Source organism: Bacillus sp. 522_BSPC (genome assembly GCF_001076885.1).
Classification (GTDB): domain Bacteria; phylum Bacillota; class Bacilli; order Bacillales; family Cytobacillaceae; genus Niallia; species Niallia hominis.
In genome coordinates, this window is the sequence record NZ_JVDT01000273.1 from 20974 (window position 1) to 46232 (window position 25259).

General features: G+C 34.5%; 20 protein-coding genes and 4 pseudogenes. 20 read left to right on the forward strand and 4 right to left on the reverse strand.

Annotated features, from left to right (window positions below):
• Positions 1-212: 212 nt before the first annotated feature.
• Positions 213-1601, reverse strand: a complete 1389-nt coding sequence (locus tag ADJ83_RS22935) for a PTS transporter subunit EIIC (RefSeq protein WP_035416396.1) — start codon at positions 1599-1601, stop codon at positions 213-215.
• Between the two features lie 305 nt (positions 1602-1906).
• Between ADJ83_RS22935 and ADJ83_RS22940 the strand changes: the two genes are divergently transcribed.
• Both ADJ83_RS22940 and ADJ83_RS22945 read left to right on the forward strand, forming a co-directional pair.
• Positions 1907-3106 (forward strand): enolase C-terminal domain-like protein, encoded by a 1200-nt coding sequence (locus tag ADJ83_RS22940; RefSeq protein ID WP_031537274.1) that lies wholly within the window; start codon positions 1907-1909, stop codon positions 3104-3106.
• A 114-nt stretch (positions 3107-3220) separates the two neighbouring features.
• Entirely contained in the window at positions 3221-3937 is a 717-nt protein-coding gene (locus tag ADJ83_RS22945) for a GntR family transcriptional regulator (RefSeq protein ID WP_031537272.1), read from the forward strand.
• A gap of 193 nt (positions 3938-4130) precedes the next feature.
• On the opposite strand, the gene ADJ83_RS22950 is transcribed toward ADJ83_RS22945, so the two are convergent.
• Positions 4131-4805, reverse strand: a complete 675-nt coding sequence (locus tag ADJ83_RS22950) for an NAD(P)H-dependent oxidoreductase (protein WP_031537271.1) — start codon at positions 4803-4805, stop codon at positions 4131-4133.
• Positions 4806-5105: 300 nt separating this feature from the next.
• On the opposite strand from ADJ83_RS22950, the gene ADJ83_RS22955 reads away from it, so the two are divergent.
• Together ADJ83_RS22955 and ADJ83_RS22960 are read left to right on the forward strand one after the other, a co-directional pair.
• Positions 5106-5681: a TetR/AcrR family transcriptional regulator gene (locus ADJ83_RS22955; RefSeq protein ID WP_031537270.1), complete on the forward strand. Its 576-nt coding sequence runs from the start codon at positions 5106-5108 to the stop codon at positions 5679-5681.
• A gap of 29 nt (positions 5682-5710) precedes the next feature.
• The gene (locus ADJ83_RS22960; RefSeq protein WP_035416394.1) at positions 5711-7168 is read left to right on the forward strand and encodes a DHA2 family efflux MFS transporter permease subunit; all 1458 of its coding nucleotides are present in this window, start codon (positions 5711-5713) and stop codon (positions 7166-7168) included.
• Positions 7169-7431: 263 nt separating this feature from the next.
• On the opposite strand, the gene ADJ83_RS22965 is transcribed toward ADJ83_RS22960, so the two are convergent.
• The gene (locus ADJ83_RS22965) at positions 7432-8172 is read right to left on the reverse strand and encodes an SDR family oxidoreductase (RefSeq protein ID WP_031537267.1); all 741 of its coding nucleotides are present in this window, start codon (positions 8170-8172) and stop codon (positions 7432-7434) included.
• Between the two features lie 153 nt (positions 8173-8325).
• Between ADJ83_RS22965 and ADJ83_RS22970 the strand changes: the two genes are divergently transcribed.
• The 15 genes and pseudogenes from ADJ83_RS22970 to ADJ83_RS26405 form a co-directional block, all read left to right on the forward strand.
• Positions 8326-9231 carry an AraC family transcriptional regulator gene (locus ADJ83_RS22970; RefSeq protein WP_031537266.1) on the forward strand — a complete coding sequence of 302 codons (906 nt, stop codon included), beginning with the start codon at positions 8326-8328 and terminating at the stop codon, positions 9229-9231.
• A 133-nt stretch (positions 9232-9364) separates the two neighbouring features.
• Positions 9365-10381 (forward strand): YeiH family protein, encoded by a 1017-nt coding sequence (locus ADJ83_RS22975; protein ID WP_031537265.1) that lies wholly within the window; start codon positions 9365-9367, stop codon positions 10379-10381.
• A gap of 141 nt (positions 10382-10522) precedes the next feature.
• Positions 10523-11721 (forward strand): annotated as a pseudogene (locus ADJ83_RS22980) (MFS transporter).
• Positions 11722-11970: 249 nt separating this feature from the next.
• On the forward strand, positions 11971-13236 hold the full coding sequence (locus ADJ83_RS22985) for a helix-turn-helix domain-containing protein (RefSeq protein ID WP_031537264.1): 1266 nt from the start codon (positions 11971-11973) through the stop codon (positions 13234-13236).
• A 152-nt stretch (positions 13237-13388) separates the two neighbouring features.
• Positions 13389-13517 (forward strand): hypothetical protein, encoded by a 129-nt coding sequence (locus tag ADJ83_RS26615; RefSeq protein WP_268817860.1) that lies wholly within the window; start codon positions 13389-13391, stop codon positions 13515-13517.
• 7 nt (positions 13518-13524) lie between these two features.
• A complete protein-coding gene (locus ADJ83_RS22990; RefSeq protein ID WP_031537262.1) occupies positions 13525-14151 on the forward strand; it encodes a hypothetical protein in 627 nt (208 codons plus the stop codon).
• A gap of 322 nt (positions 14152-14473) precedes the next feature.
• Complete coding sequence (locus ADJ83_RS22995; protein ID WP_031537261.1) at positions 14474-16099, forward strand: peptide ABC transporter substrate-binding protein; 1626 nt, start codon at positions 14474-14476, stop codon at positions 16097-16099.
• Positions 16100-16218: 119 nt separating this feature from the next.
• Entirely contained in the window at positions 16219-17154 is a 936-nt protein-coding gene (locus ADJ83_RS23000; RefSeq protein WP_031537260.1) for an ABC transporter permease, read from the forward strand.
• A 6-nt stretch (positions 17155-17160) separates the two neighbouring features.
• Positions 17161-18099 carry an ABC transporter permease gene (locus ADJ83_RS23005; RefSeq protein WP_031537259.1) on the forward strand — a complete coding sequence of 313 codons (939 nt, stop codon included), beginning with the start codon at positions 17161-17163 and terminating at the stop codon, positions 18097-18099.
• Between the two features lie 54 nt (positions 18100-18153).
• The gene (locus ADJ83_RS26620; protein ID WP_035416393.1) at positions 18154-20196 is read left to right on the forward strand and encodes an ABC transporter ATP-binding protein; all 2043 of its coding nucleotides are present in this window, start codon (positions 18154-18156) and stop codon (positions 20194-20196) included.
• 245 nt (positions 20197-20441) lie between these two features.
• The gene (locus tag ADJ83_RS23015; RefSeq protein WP_031537257.1) at positions 20442-21431 is read left to right on the forward strand and encodes an HTH domain-containing protein; all 990 of its coding nucleotides are present in this window, start codon (positions 20442-20444) and stop codon (positions 21429-21431) included.
• A 26-nt stretch (positions 21432-21457) separates the two neighbouring features.
• A pseudogene (locus ADJ83_RS26990) lies at positions 21458-21577 on the forward strand (hypothetical protein); the annotation flags it as partial.
• A gap of 9 nt (positions 21578-21586) precedes the next feature.
• Positions 21587-21952, forward strand: a complete 366-nt coding sequence (locus ADJ83_RS23020; protein ID WP_031537256.1) for a hypothetical protein — start codon at positions 21587-21589, stop codon at positions 21950-21952.
• Positions 21953-21983: 31 nt separating this feature from the next.
• A complete protein-coding gene (locus ADJ83_RS23025) occupies positions 21984-22451 on the forward strand; it encodes a PTS sugar transporter subunit IIA (RefSeq protein WP_031537255.1) in 468 nt (155 codons plus the stop codon).
• Between the two features lie 49 nt (positions 22452-22500).
• Positions 22501-22614: pseudogene (locus tag ADJ83_RS26405) on the forward strand (PTS fructose transporter subunit IIB); the annotation flags it as partial.
• On the opposite strand, the pseudogene ADJ83_RS23030 reads toward ADJ83_RS26405, so the two are convergent.
• Positions 22573-22896, reverse strand: a pseudogene (locus ADJ83_RS23030) (class II fructose-bisphosphate aldolase); the annotation flags it as partial. The pseudogenes ADJ83_RS26405 and ADJ83_RS23030 overlap by 42 nt on opposite strands.
• Positions 22897-24063: 1167 nt before the next feature.
• Between ADJ83_RS23030 and ADJ83_RS23035 the strand changes: the two are divergent.
• On the forward strand, positions 24064-25212 hold the full coding sequence (locus ADJ83_RS23035; RefSeq protein ID WP_414630352.1) for a methyl-accepting chemotaxis protein: 1149 nt from the start codon (positions 24064-24066) through the stop codon (positions 25210-25212).
• The last annotated feature ends 47 nt before the right edge of the window (positions 25213-25259 follow it).

Here is a 25259-nt window from a genome sequence, read left to right on the forward strand (position 1 = left end):
AAGCAAGTAGGACATCATTTTATCTTAATGATACTGCATATTTGGTAAGGTACTCGCTTTTTACCTTAAATATGCTGAGCCTCAGGGGAAATTAATCATTAATCCTTAACAAAATAAGTAAGTGACTTGAGTATTTAAAAAATAATAGGGACCTCCCATAAGCTAAGAGTATATGCCTGCCTTTTGAGAGGTCCCATCGAACACTTGTTTACTTAAATCTTCTGCGCATTAGAAACATGCTCATTTAATTCACGAGAGTCATCTTTTTTTATTGTAAAGTATGCAATCAAGAAAGCTGATCCAATGGCAATAACAATTCCAATAATAGCGTAAGGGAAGTATGGGCCAACATAGGCAACTAGGCTTACAATGCTGGATAGGATATAGCCGTATATTCTTACTCCTGTAGCAGCGAAGAAGGTTGCAGCAATGGCACTTCCGATTGTGCACGCAATAAATGCTTTTTTATTTTTAATTAGTACACCGAATAAAGCAGGTTCTGTAATGCCAAGTAGGGCTGAAATGGTTGCAGATATGATAATGGATTTCTCCGTTTTATTTTTTGCTTTAAAGAACATAGCAAAGGTTGCTCCGGCAATTGCCATATTAGTCATGAACATCATTGGCATTAACATATCATAGCCTTTATCGGCGAAGTTTTGCAGGGCGATTGGTGTGATGGCATGGTGCACTCCAAATACAATTTCAATTGGCCTTGCTCCCCCCATTACTACACCAGCTACTATAGGCGAAATATCAAATAAAAGTTCGATTACATAAGCCAATGCCTTTCCAACATAGCCTCCCAATGGACCAGTAACAATTAAGGAGAACGGAATAGCAATAAATAACGCTAATGTAGGTGTGAATACCGTTCTCAAAACAGTAGGCATAAAGCGGTCTACCCATTTGTGAATATGACTTAACGCCCAAACTGAAAGGATGACAGGAATGACTGTACCAGAATAATTAATAACTGGAATCGGTAACCCAATAAATTGAAACTGACTTATTTCTCCTAATTTAGCTGCATCCAATAAGGTTGGATACATCAGTCCACCAGCAATTGCAATGGCAAGATATTGATTTGTTTTAAATATTTTTGCTGCTGATACTGCTAAAAAGAAGGGAAGAAAGTAAAAGACACCGCTTGCAATTAAATCTAAAATGGTTACTGTTTCACTTTCTTTGGAAAGAATATTTAACGCAATTAATCCGGCTAATATCCCCTTAATCATTCCAGCCCCAGCAATGGCAGGAACAATTGGACCGAAAACCCCTGAAACAACATCTAGTAATCTTCCGAAAACACCTTTTTTCTTGTCACTCTCATGTGCTTCTTGTTTATCCTCATCTATTCCTAACTCTTCGATAATTGCTGTATAAAATTTTTGGACGTGTGTACCAATAATAATTTGGTATTGATCACTTTGTAACTGTTCTCCAATCACTCCATCCAGTCCTTTTATTTGCTCTCTTTTTATTAATGAATGATCATATAAATCGAAACGTAAACGAGTCATGCAATGCCAAACTTTTTTGATATTATTTTTGCCACCAACATATTCAATGATTTTTGAAATCGTTTCTTTTTCCCTCATAGTATAATAGCATCCTTTCCATTTTTTAATAAATCCGGAAAACGTATAATTGCACTTTGATTTGACAAGGAAATAATAGCACAGCTTTTTCATTTTTGAAAACGATTTAAATATAACCAAAATGATGAATTAATCCTTATAAAATAAGGGTTTTATATGATTTAGTTGAGAAATTGGTATGGTAAATTAACGATATATTATAACTTGCCTAACCAAATTGACGGTGTATTTTTCCTATGTTTAAATTTAGGTATTGGTTTGCTTTGATTTGACAAGAAGAAGTAAAGAGAGAAGGAGATTCACTGGTGGAACCGACGATAATAACAGATATAAAATCTTTTGTAACTAATCCACATAGGCACAATCTAGTAGTTGTTAAAGTGGAAACGAATAAAGGAATTTTTGGATATGGCTGTGCAACCTTTCAGCAGCGACCTTTAGCTGTCCAATCCATCGTTGATGAGTATTTAAAACCATTATTACTAAATAAAGATGCAAATCATATTGAAGACTTATGGCAGATGATGATGGTGAATTCTTACTGGCGAAATGGGCCAGTAATGAATAACGCGATTGCTGGTATCGATATGGCGTTATGGGATATAAAGGCTAAGCTTGCCAATATGCCCCTTTATCAGTTGTTTGGTGGAAAGTCTAAAAATGCAATTGCAGCATATACACATGCAGACGGATTAACACTCGATGAACTTTTTACTAATGTTGACGATTTAATAAAAAAAGGTTATCGGCATATTCGTTGTCAGTTAGGGAAATATGGTGGGAAAAATCAAAAAATGCATTTGACAAATGAGGTAAGTGAAGGGGAATATTTCGATCCAGATATTTATATGAATGATGTTATTACCATGTTTAAAGCACTCCGTGAAAAATATGGGTATTCTATTCATTTCTTACATGATGTTCATGAACGGTTATTTCCTAATCAAGCACTTCAGTTAGCAAAAGAACTGGAGCCATATAAGCTTTATTTCTTAGAAGATATTTTGCCACCTGATCAAAATGAATGGCTTTCACATTTAAAGGGACAATGTACGACACCAATAGCAACGGGAGAACTTTTCAATAATCCAATGGAGTGGAGAAATCTCATCGTTAATAGACAAATTGATTATATACGATGCCATGTTTCGCAAATTGGTGGAATCACCCCAGCACTTAAGCTAGCAGCCCTTTGTGATAATTTTGGTGTACGCATTGCTTGGCACGGTCCTTCCGATATGACACCGATTGGGGTAGCGGTAAATACGCACCTAAATATTCATCTTCATAGTGCAGCTATTCAGGAAATTCAAGAAGCAGATGAAACAACAAAGAAAATGTTTCCACATTCTGTTGAAGTGCTTGATGGCTATATCTATCCAATCGAAAAAGTAGGGATTGGTGTAGAATTTGATGAGGAGATGGCAAAAACATATCCTGTTATCTATCGCAAACATGAATGGACACAAGCGCGAATACCAAATGGTTCTATTCATACACCTTAATAGGAGAGAAGAGAGAGGTCTAGGCAGAAAAGATCTCTTTCTTTAATTTTGAAAATTTAAATATGTGTTAGAATGAGGAGGAGGTTAAACCTATTCTGTTTGAGGGGTAATATGATGAAAAAAAAAGACTTTATAGCAGAGGATATTTTAAGTAAGATTTATCAAAATAAATATAAAGCAGGCGAAAAAATTCCAACGGAAAGGGAGCTTGCAAAACATTATGAGGTATCAAGATATACCATTCGTGAAGCACTAAAAAAGCTTGTGAACATAGGGTGTGTAAAAATCATTCAAGGTTCAGGTATATTTGTAAATGAAACACGATATAAAAGCCCCTTAATTTATAATTCTCTTACAGAAAGAAAGTTTAAGGATATCCAATCTAAAATTGTCTATTTTAAAAAGATAGAGGCAGATCATGCTTTAGAGAAAATATTTGATATAAGCGGAAGAAAAACAAAAGTGTGGGAATACAAACGAGTTCGGATTGTAGATTTTCAAAAAATGCAAATAGAAACAACAAGACTTCCTTGTGCGTATTTTCCAGATTTAGAGGAAGAAGCAGTTAAAAATTCCGTTCATGAATACGTTCAGCAATGTGGTTATCAAATCTCTCATTTTATTACTACTTACAGTGCAATAAATGTCAGTAAGGAAGATGCAGAGCTACTAAACTGCAAAAAAGGTGTCGCCGCGATGAAAATTTTTAATAGAGGAATTCTACAAAATGGCACCGTTTTCGAATATAGTGAAATGATAAACTTAGATTACTCTGTTTCCTATTTCACTCCTTTTAACCGGTATAGTCATCAATATAGGAAGAATGATTAGAACTTAGCTATAGAAAAGGTGTCTTTATAGGATAATGAATAATGACCAAACTCCCCAACTACCAAATGATATAAAATCTACCTTAAAGAACTCCAACTATTAGGTCAGCTTAGAAAAGCTAAATACCACTGTTGTATTGGATTTATGACAATAAAGCAGTGGTATTTTTAGTAGAATAATCTAAACTAAGCCTTTAAATCCATTTCACCACATCATCAAACGCTCTACGTGTTTTTGGATAAGGCTCTTTTGCACGATAGCCAAATGCTACCATAACAGATATTCCAAAATGCCCGTCTTCTAAAAGCCCTTCTGCATCTAATAATTGATTCATTTTTTCGATATTAAACCCTTCAATTGGACATGAGTCGATACCGATTTGAGCAGCTGCAGTCATCATATTCCCAAGCGCAATATATGTTTGTTTAGAAGCCCAATCGAATAATGCCCGATCTCCGTCTAATAAATGAAAATCATCTTTTTGAAATTCTGCAATTCGTTCAATCATTTTAGGAATTATTTCTGCAGGAAGCTTTGATACATTTGTCAATTGATCTTTTAAATAGGCAGAATCATATACTGTATCTATTTTTGTACGTGCTAATAAGATAACAAACGCACTTGCCGCTGGAATTTTTGTATAGGCACCCCAAGCGGATTGTTTGATTTTGTCTAGTAGTTCCGGTTTCTCAATCACGAGAAACCTCCATGGCTCTGTACCAAATGAGCTTGGGGATAGACGGCCCGTTTCTAAAATAAAATGCATGTCATCTTCTGGTATTTTCTTCGCTGGATCAAACTCCTTTGTGGCATGACGAAAATGATAAGCGCCAAGAATTTCTTGTTTTAACTCTTCTTTATTACGCATTCTAGTGCTCCTTCCAATATACCTACTTTGATTACCTACCCATTCCTCTTTTAAGATAACCAATTTAGGAAAGAGTATATCAAAAGCTAGGAATACTTTCTAAGAATTTGTTTGGTGATTTTTAATAAGAACTTTTCCTATATGTTTGAAAACACTTACTTTTAAAAATAGGTATAGAATCAGTAATTTTTGTATAAAAAGGGAGTAAAAATCACCTATTATTTTCTTGACACTTCTAGAATCCCACATTAATATTATGTAGACCAGTTGTTATAATTTTTTAAAAAGAGATGATTCTAAATGAAAAAAGGCAACAATAAAAAAGAAGCAATTCTAACTACTGCAACGAAACTATTTCAGCTGCAAGGATTCCATGCTACAGGACTCAATCAAATTATTGATGAAAGTGGTGCACCAAAAGGATCCTTGTACTATCATTTTCCGAATGGGAAGGAAGAAATAGCTTTAGAGGCAATCAATCGGATGAGAGAGCTAGTAGTGGAAAAAATGAAAGAAGACTTATATGGTGGCGATACACCTGTGTCTGCTTTTCAGCTACATGTCAATGCCATTGCAAATGAATTTGATCAAATGGGCTGTAGCGCACTAGAAGGATTGCAAATTAGTCTGATTGCCTCGGAAACGGCGTTAACTCACGAAACGCTGCGCTTGGCATGTGATGCTACCTTTACTAATTGGCAGGCGCTTTATACAGATAGGTTAGAGGAGTTTGGCTTTGAAAAAGGTCTGGCAAAAGAGCTGGGCATTACGCTAAATGCAATGATAGAAGGCGGATGCATGCTAACATTAACAAATAAGAGTAGTATCCCTCTGCGTTGTATTTCGAATCAAATAGCAGTGCTGTTAAAACAGTAATTTTTTGGATTTAAAGGAGGAAAAGCAATATGACAATGGATATTCCTGCTAAAGGCAATACAATTGGGAAATCGGAGTTTAGAACGGTTCCAATTATTGCATCATTTTTAATTGCGGGCTTTATTGGTTTATTTAGTGAAACGGCACTGAATATGGCATTAAAAACAATCATTACGGATTTTAGTATTAACGAAACAACCGTACAATGGCTAACAACAGGTTATTTATTAACACTTGGAATTTTAGTTCCTGTATCTGGTCTTATTCTACAATGGTTTACGACAAGGCAGTTATTTATTACATCTCTTATTTTCTCGATTTCAGGAACAATAATCGGGGCAATCGCGCCAACCTTTACGATTTTAATGATTGCACGTATTGTTCAGGCAATTGGCACAGCGCTATTATTACCTCTTATGTTTAATACAATTCTTGTATTAATCCCACCGCATAAGCGCGGAAAAGTAATGGGAATGATGGGGTTAGTTATTAGTTTTGCTCCGGCAGTGGGGCCAACTATTTCTGGGCTAATTCTTCGCTCCCTAACTTGGCATTGGATTTTCTGGATTTCATTGCCACTTCTCTTGGTTGCTCTTGTTTTTGGTAGTATATTTATGCAAAATGTAACAACATTAACGAAGCCGAAGATCGATATTTTATCTATTGTATTGTCAACAATTGGATTCGGTGGCATTGTTTATGGATTTAGTAATGCAGGAGAAGGCGGCGGATGGGGAAGCATAGAAGTGATTACTTCTATTGCTATCGGACTAATAGCATTAATTTTGTTTGCTATTCGCCAAGTAAGAATGGAGCAGCCTATGATGAATTTAAGTGCATTTAAATATCCAATGTTTGTTATAGGATTAGTGCTTGTAATCATGATTATGATGGTGATGCTTTCATCCATGATTTTATTGCCATTATATTTACAAAATGTTCTAGCATTAAGCACGTTCACTGCAGGATTGCTACTTCTGCCAGGCGGTCTAATCAATGGATTGCTTTCACCAATTATGGGCAGTCTTTTTGATAAATTCGGGCCAAAATGGCTAGTTATTCCAGGTCTTGCGCTAGCGACACTTGCATTATTCGGATTCTCAACGATTGATATTGATACATCATCAGGCTTTATCATTGTTCTTCTGATTGTATTAATGATTGGTGTCTCCATGGTAATGATGCCGGCACAAACAAATGGTTTAAACCAATTGCCGCCTGAATTATATCCACACGGAACAGCAATTATGAATACTTTGCAGCAAGTTGGTGGTGCAATCGGAACAGCAATTGCTATTTCTCTTTTAGCTTCAGGTTCTGCTGAATATTTAAGTAGTACAACAAATTTAACAAATCCGTTAAATCCATTGCTTGCTTTTACAGCAGGTGTCCAAAAATCATTTAGTTTTGCTATTATTGTGGCCATCATTGGTCTTGTTCTATCATTCTTTATCAAACGAGTGAAAGTAGATCATCCATCACATTAATACAACAATGATTTAAATAAAAGCTGTTTTTAAAGATTGTTGTTTTTCAATAGGAAAAAGCACCACAACCTAGAATATGAAAAAGGTGAGAAAGTCCGAGACTGCAGAAGTGAACGAGAAGCGGCACGTCCCACGTTCCATAGAATATGAAGTGTATTCATAGCAACAATCTTTATGAAAGCGGCCAAAGAAAAAAATCGATTGGAAGAATCGATTTACACCATTCAGTGTGAATCCTATTCTTTCAATCGATTTTTTATCTATTAAACCATTCCACCATTTACTCGAATTGTCTGTCCAGTAATCCAGCGAGCGTCGTCGCTTACTAGAAAGGCAACAACTTTGGCAATATCTTCTGTTTCTCCAAAACGACCAAATGCATTGAGCCTTTTTAGATTTTCTAGTTGTTCAGGACTTTTGCCATTCATAAACAGCTCAGTGTTTGTAGGGCCGGGAGAAACGGTATTTATCGTAATATTTTTTTGCCCAAATTCCTTTGATAATTGTCTTGTAATCTGTTCAACAGCCCCCTTTGTTGCAGCATACAGGCTATATCCAGGGAACATCATTCCAGCTACAGAGGTAGAGAAATTGACGATTTTTCCATTTGGCTCCATATGTTTAAGTGCTTGCTGGCATGCAAAATAAGTGCCTTTCACATTGATGGAGAAATGGAGATCAAACTCTTCTTCTGTAACATCCCTTAAAGGAATTGTATGCATAACCCCTGCGTTATTAACTAAAATGTCTATTTTTCCGAAATGATGAAGACTTTCTGTAAATAAACGTTCCACTTCTTTGATTTTGCTGACATCTGCTTGAACTGCTACTGCTTCTCCCCCTTTTTGCACGATTGTTGCAACAACTTCTCTTGCTTTCTCAGCACTATTTGCATAGTTGATAATCACCTTAGCCCCTGATTGAGCAAGTTCTTCTGCAAGGCTCCTACCGATTCCTCTAGATGCACCAGTAATAATGGCAACTTTGTCTTTTAACTGATTCATATGATTCCTCCATTAGTTATTTCTTTCATCCTTTAGGATGATGTGAGTTAATTATATATAGGCATGAGATAAGATGGATAGAAGATTCATGTTTAATCTTTGCCTAATTCTCCAAATAAGATGTAAATTGAATGAAAAATCGAAGGAGGATTCATGAAAAATCCACAAAGAGAGCTAATACAATTAATAGAAAAGCATATTAAAATAGATGGCACACATGAAACAAAGATTGACCATTTAAGTATTATTCGAGCTTCTACCTTAGCAGAGCCACTGCATTCTATAATAGAGCCATCGGTTTGTTTCATCGTACAAGGGGCCAAAATAGTCATGCTCGGTGAGGAGATATTTCGTTATAATTCCAGTCAATATCTTATCACATCTGTTCATTTGCCTATTAGTGGGAAAATTACAGACGCTTCGAAAGATAATCCATATTATTGTATAAGGCTTGGATTTACGACGGAACAAATTTTAGAAGCAGTTACTAATCAAAAGGAAGGAGACTCCTTTCCACCTAAAAGGGCAATGCTAGTAAATAAAACTACCCCAGATATGACAGATGCCTTAAGTAGATTGCTGAAGCTTCTCGACTCCCCAAAAGATATTTCTGTGCTTGCACCACTCTATCAAAAGGAAATATTATATCGTATTTTGCAAACAGAGGATGGTTATCAGATGAAGCAATATGCGATTTTAGGAAGTCATTCACAATCCATAAAAGAGGTAATACAAGTGATTAATCATAATTATGCGAAGCCCCTTCGCATAGAGGAATTAGCTAAATCTGCTAATATGAGCGTTTTTTCTTTTCATCATTATTTTAAATTAATTACAGGAATGTCTCCTTTGCAGTTTCAAAAAGTGATTCGATTACAGGAAGCGCGTAGGTTATTGCTTTCTGAAGGATTAGAAGCTGCAGAAGCAGCCTTTCAGGTTGGCTATGAAAGTCCATCTCAGTTTAGTAGAGAATATAGCAAGCTTTTTGGACTACCACCAAAAAGTGATGTAAGGCAATTGCAAATAAATCTTAGTAACAGAAGACCTGCTAATGTGTAATCCAACTAGCAGGTCTTTTTCTTGTTTTATAATTAGTATTTATAATAATAGTTATCATTAATATATATTTTACTAATAATAAAAATTCTTATAAGGTAAGTATGAAGGAACTAATTTAGAAGGAAGGGTCCATATGGAGACGAACGAAAAGGCACAAGTAAAACCAAGTGGATGGATAATGGGGGTTGGAATCACCTTTGTCATTGCTATTTTTGCAAAATATTTAGCAGATGCACTGCCAATCCTATCTATTATGGGACCATTAGTGCTTGCGATATTGATAGGCATGGGTTGGCGGGCAATCTTTGGGTTAAAGGTAAAATTCGAAAAAGGGATAGCATTTTCGAATAAGCAGTTACTGCGGCTAGGAATCATTCTTTTGGGAATGCGACTTAACTTAGTTGATATTTATCACTCTGGAGTAAATGTTGTTATTGTAGCAGTAGTTGTAATTATCTTTACCCTATGTTTTGTATATGGTTTGACTCGATTTTTTAAAGTGGATAAAAAATTAGGAATATTAACCGCCTGTGGTACCGCTATTTGTGGGGCAGCAGCTGTAGTTGCGATTGCTGCTCCATTAAAAGCGAAAGAGGAGGAGACGTCTGTTGCAGCAGCTACTGTAGCTATTTTAGGTACCATTTTTACATTAATCTATACGGCTCTTTATTCTGTTTTACCTTTGACTCCAACAGAATATGGAATATTCGCAGGCAGTACACTTCATGAAGTAGCTCATGTTATCGCTGCAGCTTCCATCGGGGGAAAAACGACGGTGGATATAGCGGTTATTGTAAAATTAACACGTGTCGCCTTATTAGTACCAGTAGCGATTATTATTGGAATGATCTTCTCTGATAAAAAAGAAGGAAGCACATCGAAAAAAATATCTCTTTCTGTTTTCCCTTGGTTTATTTTTGGATTTCTATTTATGAGTGGAATAAATACGCTTGGTATTGTTACGAAAACAATTACTGCAAACTTAGTCGATTCAGCATATATTTTTATTGGGATGGCAATGGCTGGATTGGGGCTCTATGTAGATATAAAAACCTTTAAAAAACTCGGTATAAAACCGTTTATAGCTGGTTTGATTGGTTCAATAGTATTATCTATCTTAGGATATGTACTTGTAAAGCTCCTTTGGTGATGCTAGCCCTGAAGAAAAGGCTGATCTCTAATTAGAAATTACTGAGCATAGAATGAAGAAAGTGAAGTTGTTTTTCTAGACTTTTCCTTTTAAAATAATTATATTATATACCATCTATTCTAATGAAAGGAATTATGGTAAATGAATAATAAAACAAACTTTCTCATCTTTCTTTTAGCGATTAGCTGTGGAGCGGTTGTCGCTAATATTTATTATGCTCAGCCAATTATCCAATTTATTTCTGCAGATCTACATATATCTTCTAATTCTTCCGGACTTTTAACAACTTTAACCCAAATAGGATATGGTGCTGGTTTATTTTTTTAGTCCCAATGGCAGATTTATACAAAAGTAAGAAAATAATCATCTTACTATTAGGAGTGACAATCCTTTCATTAATTGGCGCTTTATTCTCAACAAATGGCTTTCTCTTTTTGTTCGTTGTTACCATTATTGGGATTGGTGCAAGTGCAGCACAAATGTTGGTTCCGTTAACGATGAAAATTGTACCAAGAGAAGAAGCAGGAAATTATATCGGGAAAGTAATGAGTGGGCTTTTAATCGGAATTATGATTGCGCGCCCATTTTCTATTGCTATTACAGATTGGCTAGGATGGAGAATGGTTTATCTATTTTCTTTTCTGCTCTTAGTTACTATTTTATTATTACTATTAAAATTTTTACCAGACTTTGAAGTAGAATCCAGCCTTGCTATAACCTATCCGGGTTTATTGCGTTCGATGGTAAGAGTATTACTTGATACAGCACCTCTACAGCAACGAGCATTTTATCATGCCTGTGTATTTGCTACATTCAGTCTATATTGGACAGTGATGCCGATACTCTTACGATCTGAGTCTTTGCATTATTCCAATAATGAAATTGCACTCATTGGTTTTGTTGCCATTGCAGGTGCATTATTGACACCTTATATTGGGAAGTTAGCAGATAAAGGATATATTTATATAATGACAAATGTTTCAATGGGGCTAGTTATTTTTTCTATCCTTCTCCTCTTTTTTGTAAAGGACCATTCTTATATAAGTATAGGTCTTATCGTAATCTCAGGAATTGTGCTAGACATCGGTGTATCAGGTAATATGCTATTAGGACAAAAGGTTATTTATAGCTTAAACCCATCAATCAGGAATCGATTGAACGGTTTATATATGACAATCTTCTTTTTAGGAGGAGCCTTTGGTTCCTGGATTGGAAGCTATAGCTATTATCAATTTAGTCCAGAAATTTCCCTGCTTTTTGCTATTGCCTTTCCGATACTTGCGCTTATAGTTCATATGTGGAAAGGGAATAGTACTTCTCATCTGTCTACAATAGCGTAAAATTGAAAACACGATAAAAAAATGCTGAGGACATAATAAGTATTCCAGCCGAAGAAAGCCAACCATTCACACGAATAGTTTCGTATGGATGGTTGGTTATTTTTAATAGAAATAACCAATTTAAAGCGTCATAATGTATAGCTAAATTAAAAAATGTCCATACGCTATTATATTTCAAAAGAATGGTATAAGCGCGATATAATATATAATAGAAAAATAGAGATAGATCTTTGGAGAGAAGGGGTCAAAATGGTAGGTGAAAGAATAAGGCAGCTGCGAATACATAAACAGTTAACGCAAAAAGAGCTTACGGAAGGGATATGTTCCATCACTTATTTAAGTCGAATTGAAAATGGACAAATTAATCCTTCTGCAGAGTTTCTAAGAAAAGTTTCGAAAAGACTAGGGTATGATTTAACCGAGTTAAGTAGCCCGAATAGAGACGAAAAAACGTTGGGAATTGTAGAAAGTTATAAGCAGAAAGGAGAAATAACAGAAGAAGATCTCTCTTATTTACATATACAAACGCTAGAATTGAACTCTACAAAAGTAAACCTTCACCTTTATGGTGTACTGTTACGGTACTATACGACAAAAGGTGAAATAGAGCAGGCAAGAAGTATTTATAGCCTATCCAAACGATTTATTTCAGGAGAAATGAGTGAAGGGTTAGAGGATGAATACTTTTACTATTTTCTGGCGTGTGGAAACTTCTTTTACTATCTTCAAGATTTTAATTATTCGGTTCATTATTATACAAAGGCAGATCATTTATTAAAAGAAAGGGATAGTCTGGATGCTGCAAAGCTTTATTATAATCTTAGTTTGATAAAGCAAAGAACTCACGCAAATCAAGAAATTAGTATGTATTATTCTAATAAAGCATATGAGATTTTTGAAAAATATGAGGAAAAAGAATATATCATTACTGCATTAATTACATTAGGCGTTCAGTATCAACTAAATAATGATTTAGATAATTCAATGGAATGTTTAAAAAAAGCAGAGCGTATTATCATAGAAATGGAAGGACATGAAAAACTTACTAGCTTCAAAGGGATGATACAGCATAATATAGGGAGAGTCTATGAAAGAAAAAAGGAATATGGGTCAGCGATTAACTATTATTTAAATAGTATTAATATTTTTGAAGACCCTTCATTAGATTTACAAATTGTTCACCCACTAAGAAGATTAGTGGAAATCTATATTGAACTAAAAGATTGGGTACTAGTGGATAAATATTTAGAAAAAGCATTAACGATTACAGAAAAATTTCAGCTTAAGCATGACAATATTTTATTATGTTTATTAAGGTTATCAGTGAAGAAATTACAGGGAAATGAAAGTTTATATGAAAAAGGAATGCAAAAAATGCTAGATTCTGCTATTCATTTAAATCAAGGAATTTTGATTAAAAGAATTACGAAAGAGCTTGGTAATCATTTTTATGATAAGAAAGCATATAAAAAGGCTGCCGACTATTTAATGAAGGCGCTAGAATATGAGGAATGATTTAGCAGATAAGTAGTAAAATTGCAGGTTAAAATTACTTATTAAATGATAGAAAAAATAGTATAATTTTACCTATTTTTATAAATAGGTTATTTGAGATAAACTTTCATTAACAAATACAAATAGATAAAAGAAATGGAGTGTTTCAAAGAATGAAAAAAATGATAGTATCTATAGTTGTTCTCGTTACTTTAACATTGGGAGTAAATCTTGGCAATGCATTAGCAGGACATGAATGCCAACCTGGGGCACTTAGTATTGGAAACCAAGAAACGGAGTAACAGATTAATGATGGAGATGAATAATCAATTAATGCAACGGATATTTGGAACCTATCAAGATCAAATGAATCGAGATTATTTACAACCATCAACTTCTCATATTGTCTCGTGTTCCATTGAAAAACATCATAAAAACATAGGGAAAACACAAAATTCCCTTTTTCACAAAAATACGCTTGCGCAGATTTTATTTGAGGTATTTGACAAGTTTGAACCAGAATTTATTCAAGCTATATCGCCCTTGATTATTAAATTGAACCAAGATGTTGTTACAGGAATACCTAATAATGGAGTTTATAAGTTAGACGCAGATAATGAAATTTTTGTGCAACTAGACCAGATTGAGAGTAATCAATTTCAAGAGGTTGCAGTCCATCAAAAGCAGCTTGGTATCAAGTCTAATTTAGGAATTTCTTATAAACTTTTAAGAAAAGATAAAGAGACATTGGATACCTTAATTAAGGTAATGAAACAGCTAAATTACTTCCTATCCTTGCATGGAGGAGTAGAATCTACTATTGCAATAGCGGATTTTGTATCAGAACACCAAGAGAAAAAGTTATTATTGCCCCCTTATATTTTTATACAGTGGTTGTACCCCACAAGTAGTTTTAGAGATTCATATATCTCTTAGTAGGAAAAATGAATAGTTATCAGGTTAAAAAGGCGAGCATTGGTAAATCGCCTTTTTTCTTATGAGTAAAATCCTGAGGTTTGTTATAGAGACAAATATTTAGGTGTGTATAGGGGAGAATGTATGGTTACTTAGACTGAAGTTTTAATTTTCAAAATATTACAAATTATAATTGACCTCCATAATGAGGGGCAGTATAATAACTTTATGTTATAAGAAGTAACATCTAATGACTTTCATCCATTTTTTGATTTTGTTTTTGTCAGAAAATATAACATTTTTTTGTTGTGTACATGCTATATACATAATAAGGGGGAAAACAATGCGAAAATGGTGGATGTTAAATGTGTCAGTACTTGTAGTATTAGTGCTATTGCTTAGTGGTTGTGCAGGCTTTAGCTCAAGTGAAGAAGAAAAATCTAGCAATGAAGAAGTTAGTTCATTGAATCTGGCATTAGAATCAGATATACCAGATTTAAATCAAACGAAATCAACGGATGGAACATCTTTTACCATCTTAAATAATGTACTTGAAGGGCTTTATCGACTTGATAAGGATAATAAACCTCAACCTGCTATGGCTGAAAGTGTAGATATATCAGAGGATGCATTAACCTATACCTTCCATTTAAGAGAGGGAATTAAATGGAGTAATGGAGAACCTGTTACAGCAGCAGATTTCAAATATGCTTGGTTAAAAACGTTAGATCCTGATACAGCAAGCGAGTATGCTTTCATTATTGCTCAGTTTGTAAAAGGAGCAGCAGAATATAATGCTGGCGAAGCAGATGAATCAGCTGTTGCGGTAGATGCACCAGATGATAAAACACTGGTTGTGACATTAAACCAGCCTACGCCATTCTTTCTTGATTTAACTACATTTGTAACTTATTTCCCACTAAATCAAAAGTTTGTGGAAGAAGTGGGGTATGACAAATATGCACTGACAGCAGACAGCATTCTTTATAATGGCCCCTATGTATTAACCTCTTATGATCAAGGAACAGGCGTTTCATTAGAAAAAAATAAAGAATATTGGGACAGGGAAAATGTCGCAGTAGATAAAGTAAATTTAGATGTTATTAAAGAAGCAAGTACCGCACTAAATTTATATGATTCTGGGAAACTTGATAAAGTTTATTTACAATCATCGGATGTAAATAGTTATAAAGATAAAGAAGGCTATGGAACAGAAACGATGTTCCGTACTTATTTTACACAAGTGAATTTACAAGAAAAACCATTTGATAATGAGAAAATTAGACAAGCATTTCAATTAGCATTCGATCCGAAAATTTTAACAGACACTATTTTAAATAATGGTTCCCTGCCTGGAACAGGGGTAGTTCCTTCTGGAATTAGCGGAAATAGTTCCTCCACTTATCGTGAAATTGCAGGTGATATTTTTACACCAGATCCTGCTAAAGCAAAAGAGTTGCTTGAAGAAGGAATCAAAGAGAGTGGAGAGTTACCGCCTATCGAACTATTGGCATCAGATGATTCTGTTTCGAAAGATACGGCTACATTTTTACAAAGTGAATTTAAGAAGAATTTAGGGGTAGATGTTTCCATCGTCACGAAGCCGTTTAGTGGAAGATTGGAAGCGATGCGTGAGGGAGATTTCATGATTGCGGTAAATAGATGGGGAGCAGATTATAATGATCCGATGACGTTCATCTATGAATGGTTTGGACAGCCAGCTTCCGCATCACGAGGCTATTTTGAAGACAGCAAGTATCAAGAATTAGTACTAGCTGCTCAAAAAGAAACAGATGTAGATAAACGTATTGATTTATTTATCGAGGCAGAAAAAATACTGATTGATAAAGGGATTGTTGGTCCACTTTACTTTGATGGCAGAGCATATATGATCAATCCTAAAGTAAAAGGGTTAGAATTACCGCCTGGTGGTTCACTAGAATTAAAGTATGTAACAATTGAAAAATAAACATGGAGGAGTTAGGAGGGATATTTTTCCCTCCTAATCTATTAGATTGTTCTCCAACTAGTTAAGGAGGAACTTCTTTAGAAGAAACTAAGTATCTTTTCATGGGAAGAGGTGTTTTTATGGGGAAATTTATTGGCATAAAAATCTTAAATATAATCATTACATTATGGATTATTGCAACAATCACTTTTTTTCTGATGAAGCTGTTGCCGGGCTCTCCTTTTAATGAAGAAAAATTATCGAGTCTCACTGATGAAGCAAGAATGGAGTTTCTTGCAAAATATGAATTAGATAAGCCTGTTTATGTACAATATGGAAAATACTTAGTGAATCTAGTAAAAGGGGATTTAGGAATTTCCTATTATTACAAAGGACAGTCGGTTAACGAGCTTTTATCTAGTCGTATTCTCCCTTCTGCATTCCTTGGTGTGCAAGCTATCATACTTGGATTATCTATTGGGTTAATTCTAGGGATGATTGCAGCTTTAAAGCATAATACGGTTTGGGATTATGTCACGATGTTCGTTGCAGTAATTGGTGTTTCTGTTCCCAACTTTGTATTTGCTGCCCTATTGCAATATGTAGTTGCCTTGAAATGGGGGTTGTTTCCAGTGGCGTTTTGGGAAGGATACGATAGTTCTATTCTTCCATCGATCGCCTTATCTTTAATGATTATCGCACTTGTTTCCAGGTTTACGCGAACAGAAATGCTAGATGTTCTGCAGCAAGATTATATTTTAACTGCTAAGTCGAAAGGGCTCAGCCAATGGGGAGTTATTATCAAACATGCTGTTCGAAATGCGATGATTCCAGTTATCACGATTCTCGGGCCGGTTGCGGTTAGTATTTTAACTGGTTCATTGGTTATTGAAAATATCTTTAGTATTCCTGGTATTGGTAGTCTCTTTGTGGACTCTATTAAGTTTAATGATTATACAACCATTATGGGAGTAACACTATTTTACAGTGCCTTTTTTATTCTAACAATGCTTGTTATCGATCTATTATATAGTGTGATAGATCCAAGAATTCGAATTAGCGGATTAAAGGGGTGAAGATAAATGGCAGAACCAAATCGTAAAATAGATCAGCTGCCCGATGAACTTTTCGAAGTCGTTGGAAGGAAACAGGAGGAGCTAGAACAAATATCGCAGCACTCTTTTTCTTTTATGAAAGATGCTTGGATTCGTATAAAAAAGAACAAGGCGGCTATTGCTAGCTTAGTTGTTTTATTACTAATTCTTTTGCTTGCGATTTTTGGCCCCTATCTGAACGGCTATACCTATTATCAAACGGATTATGATAAAACCTATCAACCTCCTAATGGAGAACATTGGCTTGGGACAGATAAGTTTGGAAGAGATCAATGGACAAGAATTTGGGAAGGGACCAGAATATCTTTATATATTGCCCTTTTAGCTAGTGTTCTTGACTTAGCAATTGGAGTAACCTTTGGTTCGATTTCTGCATTAATCGGTGGGAAAGTGGATAGCTTCATGCAGCGAGTTATTGAAATTCTTATGGGAATTCCCCACTTAGTTATTGTCATCCTATTAATCATGATGATGAAACCGGGGATTTTTACCATCACGGTTGCGATGGTTATTACAGGTTGGGTTAATATGGCTAGGATTGTAAGAGCACAGATTTTAAAATATAAAAATCAAGAGTTCGTTCTTGCTGCCCGTTCTTTAGGAGCAGGCAATAAACGTATTATTGTCAATCACATGATTCCTAATACGATTGGCTTAATTATTATTAATATGATGTTTACCATTCCGAGTGCTATTTTTACTGAAGCATTTTTAAGTTTTATTGGACTAGGATTACAAGAACCGGCAGCTTCCCTTGGAGTTTTGATAAATGATGGTTTCCACTCCATGCGGAATCAATTTTATTTATTGATATATCCGGCTATTGTCATCACCGGATTAATGGTGAGCTTTAATCTTTTAGCAGATGGATTAAGAGATGCTTTTGATCCCAAATTGAGAAAGTAGTTTCAGAGCGCAGTACATAATGAAGAAGATAGACTTTTTGGGGAGGCATAGAAAATGGAGACAATTTTAGAAGTGAAGGATTTACATATTTCCTTTAAAACATATGCCGGGATAGTTCAAGCAATTAGAGGAGTTGATTTCACTTTAAAGAAGGGGGAAACATTAGCAATTGTAGGAGAATCTGGATCAGGAAAATCTGTGACGTCAAGAGCGATAATGAAATTGTTACCAGAAGGAATCTCGAATATCAGTAAAGGAGAGATTTTATTCTATGGGCAAGATTTAGTTTCCTTATCTGAAAGAAAAATGCAAAACATACGTGGTTCGGAAATTTCGATGATTTTTCAGGATCCAATGACTGCCCTTAATCCAACGATGAAAGTTGGATTACAAGTAGTAGAAAGCGTCAGAAAGCATCGGAAAATAGCCCAAAAGGAAGCAAAGAAAATTGCATTAGAACTATTTGAGCTAGTTGGAATCCCCAATGTTGAGCTTAGATATAATCAATATCCACATCAATTTTCAGGCGGTATGCGACAAAGGATAATGATTGCATTGGCATTAGCTTGTAATCCGAAAATTTTAATTGCAGATGAGCCGACTACTGCACTAGATGTTACTATTCAAGCACAAATTCTTGATCTATTAAAAGATATACAGAAGAAAACAGGTACTGCAATCATATTAATTACACATGATTTAGGAGTTGTTGCTAATATTGCAGACTCTGTTGCTATTATGTATGCCGGGAAAATTGTTGAAAAAGGAACGGTTGATGAAATATTTTACGACCCAAGGCACCCTTATAATTGGGGGTTGTTAAGTTCAATGCCAAACTTAGATACAAAAGGAGAATTAATCTCTATTCCAGGATCACCACCTAACTTAATGAACCCTCCAAAGGGTGATCCATTTGCTGCAAGAAATGAATACGCTATGGCTATTGATTATCAATTAGAACCGCCAATGTATCAAATTACTGATACACATTATGCAGCAAGTTGGTTACTGCATGAAAAAGCTCCTAAAATTGCTCCTCCTGTTAGTGTAAATGAAAAGGGAATTTCGTTAGTTCAGAAATCTGTGGAAATAGAAGAAAGTAGGGAGAAGCGTTTTCTTTCTAGTGAACCAATTATGGAAGTGAATAATCTTAAAAAATATTTCCAAATAGATAAAAATCAAACACTAAAAGCAGTAGATGATGTTAGCTTCCATATTATGAAAGGGGAGACACTTGGGCTTGTCGGTGAATCAGGCTGTGGAAAGTCTACAACAGGCAGAACCATATTAAAGTTATATGAGGCAACATATGGAGAGGTTATTTTTCAAAAAAAGAAAATTAATGGTAATGTAAGGAATGAAGAAAAAAAGGCAATTCATCGGAAAATGCAAATGGTATTCCAAGATCCATATGCATCTCTTGATTCTCGAAAAACGGTGGAAGATATAATTGCTGAAGGAATGGATATTCATCAATTATATCAGACGAAAGAGGAAAGAACGGAAAAGGTGAAAGAGTTACTGGAATTGGTTGGTCTTCCAAAAGAGCATGCGAGTAGATATCCCCATGAATTTTCAGGTGGACAACGACAACGGATTGGAATTGCTCGTGCCTTAGCAGTAGATCCAGAATTTCTAATATTAGATGAACCTATTTCTGCCTTGGATGTATCTATTCAAGCACAAGTAGTCAATTTATTGAAAAAGCTCCAAATGGAAAAAGGATTAACTTACTTGTTTATTGCCCATGATTTATCAATGGTGAAATATATCAGTGACCGAATAGGCGTGATGTATTTAGGGGGCCTTGTAGAGCTTGCTCCTGCAGAGGAGTTATATACTGAACCATTCCATCCATATACAAAGGCATTATTATCTGCAATCCCAATCCCAAATCCTAAAGTGGAACGACGGAGAGAGCGTATTGTATTAAATAGTGATCTTCCAAGTGCGATTGCTCCCCCAACAGGGTGCCGATTTCGGACTCGATGTCCGATTGCTACAGAAAAGTGTCAGGAAGTACCGGAGTGGAGAGAGGTAAAGGAAGGTAGATGGGTTGCTTGTCATTATAGTGAGGCGATGAAAGTGATGGTTTAAAAAGCAAGGAAGCAGGGGGATTTTATGTTTCCTTGCTTTTTTTTTGATAGAATGGAAACTTTTTTCAATACGTAAAAAGAGGAAGAATGTTTCCCTAAGTATTCCGATAGATACAATGTAGTAGCTTAAAACAAAAAATCCCGTCTTAATAGGGACACAAAATCCATCATAATTTTGTAATTGTGTATCCATTTTCAATCGAATAAGATAGTAGCATAGAGATTAGAAAAGAGGTGAAGTAATTCGTGAGTGAGGTCATGAATGAGCGTCATCAAATGATTCTTAATATCTTAAGAAAGGAGAAATGTTATGTAACAGCTGCTGAGTTAGCGGAAGTACTAGAAGTTTCCAAAAAAACAATTTATAGAGATATCCAACAAATAATTGATGCAAATTCAATGCCGTTTCGGATAATAAAAAAAGAAAATTTTGGTTATTATTTAGAAAATAATAAGAAAATACTAGAAAGTGAAACTACAGTATTTGATTATCCAGATGAACGTCGTTTGAATCTATTATTATTCCTTCTGTCGATTGCACCCTGTAAAACCTCAATTCAGAAAATATCAGAGAAATACATCGTAAGCCAAAGTTCTATCCTCAATGACTTTAAACATATTGAAAAAGAATTAATGCCATATAACTTAAGACTAATAAGAACAAATGAAGGAACATTTATAAAGGGAGATAAACTATCGATTTATCGGTTAATGGCGGTGATTATTGAAAAATACTTAACTCAAATGGGAGATCCTTTTAGTCAATATGATATTCCTGATTCTATAAAAAAAGTAAAAGTGAAAAATAATAATTTATTAAAAATTAAGAAATTACTACATGATATACAAGTACAGCATGATTTAAGTTTAGATCAGCCCTATTATTTAACATTATTTTGTTCCCTTCTCTCGATCATAGAAAAACAAAGGAATAAGCTTATATTAAACGAAGAAGTAGTATTTGAAGAGATAGATAATAACGCTAGTATCTATTATGTATGTAAAGATTTGGTTGATGATATAGAAAAGTGCTTTTCTATCCAATTAAAAGCATATGATATTTATTCTCTATACTATATTTTGAAAGCGCATAAACTTAATTCACGCTTTTTATTGAATCAAGATACAGAACATTACCAAAATGAACAGGTAATTCTTTTAGCAAATAGGTTAATAGCGAGAGTTACAGAGAATAGTTGGTACCAATTTGATACAGATGATGAGTTATTTTATTAGAAAGATTAAATTTGCACATGCATGCAATGATATATAGACTAAGTCATCGGATATATATTATTAATCCAATTTTAAAGTCGATTAAATCTAACTTTACCAATATATTTGGCTTAATAAAGGTTAGCATAAATGAGTTAATAGAAGAAGGGCATTGGGTGAGGTATATAACGGATGAAGAAATCGGCTATATTACTTTATATTTTCAGATATCTTATGATGATCATTTTGCTAACCAGATTCCTTTATTAATAGAATGTACAAGTGGAATTGGTACTTCTCATTTGTTAAGTGAAAAAATAAGAAGAACTTTTCCTGATATCCATATAAAGAAAATTATAGCTCAACAACGAATAAAACAGACAGACTACGAAGATGTAGAACTAGTGATTTCGACTGTGAAAACACATAGTATTATTGATAAACCAACCATTCTTGTGAGTCCTATTTTAAACCAAGAAGATAAATTTAAAATAGATCAATTCATTAAGGACTACTACAACCAACAAAGTAATAACGGTTGAAAATGGAAAGATAGGAGAGTGTAAAGTGGACATGAGAATAGAAGAATTGGATTTTAATAGGGTTGTAACTGAAGACCTTATAGACTTAAATTTACAAGGCAATACGAAGGAAGAAGTACTTAACGAGTTAGCCGAGTTATTATTTAAAAACGGTTGTATTTCTAATAAAGAAGGATTTATAAAGGATGTGATGTTTCGCGAAAATGAAGGAGTAACAGGTCTAGAAAAGGGGGGAGCCATCCCCCATGGCAAATCTGAGCATGTATTAAAGACATCCATTGCAATTGGTAGAACAAAAACATTAATAGAATGGGAATCACTAGATGGGAATCCTATTAATATTATTATCTTATTTGCAGTCAAAGACACTGATAGAACAACTATTCATATAAAATTATTGCAAAAGGTCGCTGTCTTGTTAGCTGAAGAAGAGACAATTGCAAAGTTTCAAACACTTCAAACGAAGAGTAAATTTTTAAAGGTATTAACTAAAAATTAATAATAAGGGAAAATCTTGATAAATACTTTTTTATTGGAGGAGGATTAGGATGAATATTGTTGGAATATCTGCGTGCACTTCTGGAATTGCCCATACGTATATAGCTAAAGAAAAATTGATAAAAGCTGGTCAAGAAATGGGACATAAGGTTCGAACTAAATCCTACATGAATAGCCCGCATAATATCGTCCAAATTCCCACCGTGATCTAAATGTAGCACAAATGGGACATGACTATTCTTTATTCTTGATAACACATAAGCAAAGAACTCATCCTTTACAAAATCCAATTCAGTTGGATGTACAGCAATAATAGTTGGAGAATTATTACTTTCTGCCTCTTCTACTACTACTCTAAGAAAATTACTATCCGCTACATTGAATGCTCCAACAGCAAATTGATGTTTTTGCGCAACTTCTAATAATTGCTTCATATTTAATAACATAATATACTCCTCTTTTCCTTAATTTTATAAAGATTTCCCTTCAGATCCTGCCACTTGAATATAATATTTAACTAAATCTTTCCCAGTAGCGATGGTCTGATGGGAGCATGTGAGTGGTACCATTGAAGGAAAGTCCAATAATGGAAGAATATCCATGAAAACAACTACATTAAATCAACCCATTCAATTAGAAACGAATAATGGATGAATCGAAATTGAAACAGAAAATGAGCCGACAAATGTCACTTTTGTTGTCCAAGTCGATAACGGTAGCATTAACATTTTGGATAAATATAAAGGAAGCACAGTGATTGGCAATGGAGAGAATCTGGTAAAATTGAAAACGAATAATGGAAAAATTCAGGTGTTAAAATAATATAAGCATTTTTAAAAAAATAGATTGATTAATTGATTTTCTAAAAGGGCAACTTTATTCAGAAGTTGTCTATTTTGTATGTTCAGAAAAGTATTGGAACATCTTTTATAAAAAATACTTATTTAAGAAAATTGGTATCGTATACAAACTATATAAAAACTAAATGTCTCCGATATATAGTAGGTACATAGCTAAGAAATAAATGATAATCAAAATAGCTTTGTGAAAAGGCAAGTAAAACTCAGGGGGATAAAATGAAAATAAAATATCAATTAGCGCTAATTTTCTTCATTTTAATTATATCTATTTTAGGAATAGGCATATATACCAGTACTAGTCTGCAAGCTTTACTAACAAAAAGTAAAGAGCTTACGAATGCAAAAGAGATGCAGCGTCTTGTTACGCATTTGCAATATCGTATTGCTGGAATTTCTAATGATGAACGTGGCTTTCTTCTTACAGGCAATAATGAATATATCGATGGAATCAATAGCAAAAAATCGGATATAAATGAAACTTTGAAAACAATGGAAAATCTATCGAATTATCGTGTATATGAAGAAGGGATCAAGGCTTTTAACTCTAGTCTTCAATCGTATTTAACGACAAGTGATCAAGTGTCCACGGTTTATAGGGAGGATAAAGCTTCAGCAGAAAAGCTCCATTTTGAGGATTTACGTACATTGAGAAAAGAAGTACTAGATCCAGCTGTGAATGAATTAGTAGAACATATCAATCAAGATGTCATTCTACTTGAAGAACAAAATCAAAATAATAGTGAAATAACAAAAATGATATTGATCGTTATTATTATTATTGCAACTAGTTTAAGTATCGTTTTAGGCTTTATTTTACTCAAATCTATTTTGGGTCCATTAAATAAAATAAATAGTCAATTGCAAAATATCGCATCCGGTGAAGGTGACTTAACACAAAGAGTGTACGTAAATGGGAAAAATGAATTCGGTCATTTAGCAAATTCGTTTAACACATTTGTTGGATCGCTTCAGATGATGATAGGCAGTGTAGGTCAAACTTCTAAAAACGTGGCACTTGCATCAGATGAATTAGCTTCTAGTATGGAACAATCAACTGTAGCTGCAGAGCAGGTGGCGTATGCTATACAAACCATTGCAGAGAATGGAAATAAGCAAGATTCACTTACTCAAAACAGTTTAATAGAGGTTAATAATTCCTTGGAAAATATTAAGCATGTAGCAAATACCGCTAGTGAAGTTGCCACTGAGTCCCTACTTATTAAAGAAAAAGCAAAAGATGGGGAATTAGCGTTGGTAGAAATGCAAACACAGATGGAGGCAATTCATGCATCTGTTGACTTGGCTGGCGATGGGTTAAAGTCCCTTGTTTTAAGTACAAATGAAATCGATCAGGTACTAGCAAGCATTGAAGATATATCAAATCAAACGAATTTGCTAGCATTAAATGCATCGATTGAAGCAGCAAGAGCAGGAGAACATGGAAAAGGCTTTGCAATTGTTGCAGAAGAAGTCCGAAAACTTTCAGAAATGACAGGTACTTCAGTTGGTCAAATTCATTCACTTATTAGCTCGATTCATAATCATTCCAATACGACGGAAAAAAATATGTCATTAGTAAAAGAAAATGTAGATGCTGGAACGAAATTATCTGATACTACAAATGAACATATAAAGGAAATCTTAGATCGTGTAGAATCCATCGCAGATCATATTAAAAAGATGGCTGAAACAACGCAAGAAATTACGGCAGAAGTTCAAGAGGTACAAGAGTCTGTTGGGGAAATTGCTCATACTTCTCGTGAAACGTTAGAAAAAACAGAGAGTGTTGCTGCAGCAACAGAAGAGCAAACCGCTTCCTTCCAAGAAATATCAAGCTCAAGTATTGCATTATCTAAAATGTCAGAAGAACTTCAGCAATTAGTCTCTCGATTTAAAATTTAAGGAAGAACACTTTTTATTTTAAAAGTAACTTTTTTTAGAAATAAAAG

Excerpts from the sequence above, each read along its gene's own strand:
- ADJ83_RS22935 (WP_035416396.1), bottom strand. The coding sequence starts at position 1,601 with ATGAGGGAAAAAGAAACGATTTCAAAAATCATTGAATATGTTGGTGGC.
- ADJ83_RS22945 (WP_031537272.1), top strand. The coding sequence starts at position 3,221 with ATGAAAAAAAAAGACTTTATAGCAGAGGATATTTTAAGTAAGATTTAT.
- ADJ83_RS22950 (WP_031537271.1), bottom strand. The coding sequence starts at position 4,805 with ATGCGTAATAAAGAAGAGTTAAAACAAGAAATTCTTGGCGCTTATCAT.
- ADJ83_RS22955 (WP_031537270.1), top strand. The coding sequence starts at position 5,106 with ATGAAAAAAGGCAACAATAAAAAAGAAGCAATTCTAACTACTGCAACG.
- ADJ83_RS22960 (WP_035416394.1), top strand. The coding sequence starts at position 5,711 with ATGACAATGGATATTCCTGCTAAAGGCAATACAATTGGGAAATCGGAG.
- ADJ83_RS22965 (WP_031537267.1), bottom strand. The coding sequence starts at position 8,172 with ATGAATCAGTTAAAAGACAAAGTTGCCATTATTACTGGTGCATCTAGA.
- ADJ83_RS22970 (WP_031537266.1), top strand. The coding sequence starts at position 8,326 with ATGAAAAATCCACAAAGAGAGCTAATACAATTAATAGAAAAGCATATT.
- ADJ83_RS22975 (WP_031537265.1), top strand. The coding sequence starts at position 9,365 with ATGGAGACGAACGAAAAGGCACAAGTAAAACCAAGTGGATGGATAATG.
- ADJ83_RS22985 (WP_031537264.1), top strand. The coding sequence starts at position 11,971 with ATGGTAGGTGAAAGAATAAGGCAGCTGCGAATACATAAACAGTTAACG.
- ADJ83_RS26615 (WP_268817860.1), top strand. The coding sequence starts at position 13,389 with ATGAAAAAAATGATAGTATCTATAGTTGTTCTCGTTACTTTAACATTG.
- ADJ83_RS22990 (WP_031537262.1), top strand. The coding sequence starts at position 13,525 with ATGATGGAGATGAATAATCAATTAATGCAACGGATATTTGGAACCTAT.
- ADJ83_RS22995 (WP_031537261.1), top strand. The coding sequence starts at position 14,474 with ATGCGAAAATGGTGGATGTTAAATGTGTCAGTACTTGTAGTATTAGTG.
- ADJ83_RS23000 (WP_031537260.1), top strand. The coding sequence starts at position 16,219 with ATGGGGAAATTTATTGGCATAAAAATCTTAAATATAATCATTACATTA.
- ADJ83_RS23005 (WP_031537259.1), top strand. The coding sequence starts at position 17,161 with ATGGCAGAACCAAATCGTAAAATAGATCAGCTGCCCGATGAACTTTTC.
- ADJ83_RS26620 (WP_035416393.1), top strand. The coding sequence starts at position 18,154 with ATGGAGACAATTTTAGAAGTGAAGGATTTACATATTTCCTTTAAAACA.
- ADJ83_RS23025 (WP_031537255.1), top strand. The coding sequence starts at position 21,984 with ATGAGAATAGAAGAATTGGATTTTAATAGGGTTGTAACTGAAGACCTT.
- ADJ83_RS23035 (WP_414630352.1), top strand. The coding sequence starts at position 24,064 with ATGATATTGATCGTTATTATTATTATTGCAACTAGTTTAAGTATCGTT.